General features: G+C 70.7%; 1 protein-coding gene. It reads right to left on the reverse strand.

Annotated elements, in window-relative coordinates:
- A partial coding sequence (locus tag ACFUJR_RS39060) for an SNF2-related protein (RefSeq protein WP_383451285.1) occupies positions 1–2,646 on the reverse strand: 2,646 nt, incomplete at both ends.

Genomic DNA, 2,646 nt, shown 5'->3' on the forward strand with positions numbered 1-2,646 from the left:
CAGCATGCGCCGGAAGGCCTGCACGGGGCTCGCGGGAGCGGGTGGGGTGGTGGCCGGCAGGCTGGTGGCCGGGACGTTGAGCCACTGGTCGATGGCCTGGCTCTGGAAGGCGGTGGCCTGGCTGCTGTGCATGAGGGTGGTGGTGATGGCGTTGACCGCCTGGAAGTGGCTGGGGTGGGCGGAGGCGAGGTGGCGTGCGGCGGCGATCAGGGCCTGCGGAAGTCCGGGGGTGTGCGGGAGGGCTGTGGCGTCCAGCCAGCCCTGCGCCTGGGCGAGCATCGGGGGTGTGGGGGTGTTCGGGGAGAGGAGCGTGGACAGCAGCGCCGTGGTGTCCGGTTGCCGGCCGGCGGCCAGTTCGGTGTGGACGGCCTCGGTGAACCGGCCCATCAGCCGGGGGCTGAGCAGGCCTGTCCGCCCGGTGTGGGGCAGCGCCGTGGCCTGCAGCAGGCCGCGCGTGTAGTCCTCCTCGTGCGGCGTGGGCATGTGATGGGGGCCGTGGATCAGGGCGGTCACCTCCTGGGGAGAGAGCACGATGCCATCGGCGGCCAGGGAGAGGACGTGGTGCACCAGACGGGTCAGCACATCGGCCACCGTCACCACGGGAACGTCGTGTGCTGTCGGTGCGTCGAGCATCGCCTCGAACGCCGCCACCGGATCCAGGGCCGGGGCCGGGGCCGGGGCCGGATCCATGACCGTGATCGGGGCCGGGGTCGGATCCATGACCGGGGTCGGGGCCGGGTGGCCTCCGGCTATCTGCTGATCCGCGTAATCGTCCTCTCCGATGCCCTGGCGCGCCACCGGCGGATGCTGGTTGTCGGGCGTGGCGGCGGATTCCTGTGTGGGCATTGTCGTGGTGTCCTGCCCGGGCGTGGCGGGCAGGTTGGCCGGATCTTCGGTGCTGGTGCTGGTGCTGGTGCCGGTGCCGGTGCCGGTGCCGGCGTCGGCGTGGTGGGTCTGCGGATGGCCGGGGACCGGTGAGACGGAGGCGTTGCCGGTCGTGCTGTCGTGCGTCGGCCGGGAGCCGCGGGTGGTGCGCCGGCCGGGTGTGGGGTTGATGATCGAATCGATGGCGGTCGTGGTCTTCTTCCGCCTCCGCCGGGACCGGGGGGCCCGTTCGGGGGCGGTGGGGGTGCGGGGTGTTTCCGGGGTGGGTGGAGCGGTGGGCCCGCTGGGTGTGCTGGTGGGGGGCGCGGGGGTCTGTGGTGTGGCGACCGGCGGAGTTCCGGCAGAGGTGCTGGGGGTGGGCAGGGTGTGGGGTGTGCCAGGGTGGGGGTCGGTGCTGCCGCTGCCGGTGCCGGTGGCGGAGTGCTCGGCGGGGTGCTCGGCGAGGTGCTCGGCGAGGAGTTCGGTGAAGCGGTCGTCGTCGGTGAGGGTGTCGGCGTTGCCCTGGATGTTGTCGAGGACCTGTCCGGCCAGGGTGGCTTTGCCGACGAGGATTTCGGAGATCTTGTCCTCGATGGTGCCCTGGCTGATCAGCCGGTGGATCTGTACGGGTTTGGTCTGTCCGATCCGGTGGGCGCGGGCGTCGGCCTGGTCGAGCACGGCGGGGTTCCACCACAGGTCGTACTGGATGACGTGGTTGGCGCGGGTGAGGGTCAGTCCGGTCCCGCCTGCCTTGGTGGAGATGATGAACACGCTGGGGGCGTCGTCGGCGCCGCTTTGGAAGGTCTTCACCCAGGCCGCGCGGGTGTTCTTGTTGACCTGCCCGTGCAGGAAGAAACTGCTCACGCCTCTGTCATCGAGGTGGCGCTGGATGAGCCTGCCCATCTCCACGAACTGGGTGAACACCAGGACCGCTTCGCCGGCCTGGATGATCTTGGTGACCAGCTCGTCGAGTTTGGCGAGTTTGCCCGACTGCTTGGCGAGGTCGCCCTGCGGGACCTCGCCCTGCGGGACCTCGCCCCGGTAGTGCGCCGGATGGTTGGCGATCTTCCGCAGTTTCGTGCCCAGCGCCATCGCGCTTGCTTTCTTGTCGCGCCGGCCGCTGTTGCGGGCGGTGGCCACCAGCGCCGCGTACAGGGCGGCTTGATCCTTTGCCATGGGTACCACCCAGTTGGTGTATGTCTTTGTCGGCAGCTGCTCCGCGATCCCCCGCTCACTCTTGGTCCTGCGCAGGACGAACGGACGGATCAGGTCCTCCAGGGCCACGGCGGGCTGGACCGCCCGGGCCTTGCCGCCGCGCGTGCCGGGGGCGCTGGGGTAGGCGGTACGGAAGGAGTTCAGGTCACCCAGGAGACCGGGCGTGGTCCAGTCCAGCAGCGCCCACAGGTCCTCCAGGGTGTTGCTGACGGGAGTGCCGGTCAGGGCGAACCGGGCGTGGGAGTTCAGGGAACGCAGGCGTTGTGCCCACACGGCGTTGGCCGTCTTGATGTTCTGGGCCTCGTCGGCCACCACCATCGACCACCGCTGCGCGAGCAGTGCCTTGTGGCGGGAGGGCAGGGCCTCGTAGGTCATCAGCACGATCGCGTGGGGCTCCAGGCCACGCAGGTCGGCTCGCGGCCCGTGCAGGACACGTACGGGCGTGCCCGGCGCGGTCAGGGCGATCTCCTCTTTCCAGTGGTTGAGCACCGACAGCGGTGCCACCACCAGCATCGGGCCGGCCGTGGCGGGGGTGGCCTGCCTGATGAGGTGGGCGGCGATCGTCTG

This window comes from Streptomyces sp. NPDC057271, from assembly GCF_042668715.1.
Classification (GTDB): Bacteria; Actinomycetota; Actinomycetes; order Streptomycetales; family Streptomycetaceae; genus Streptomyces.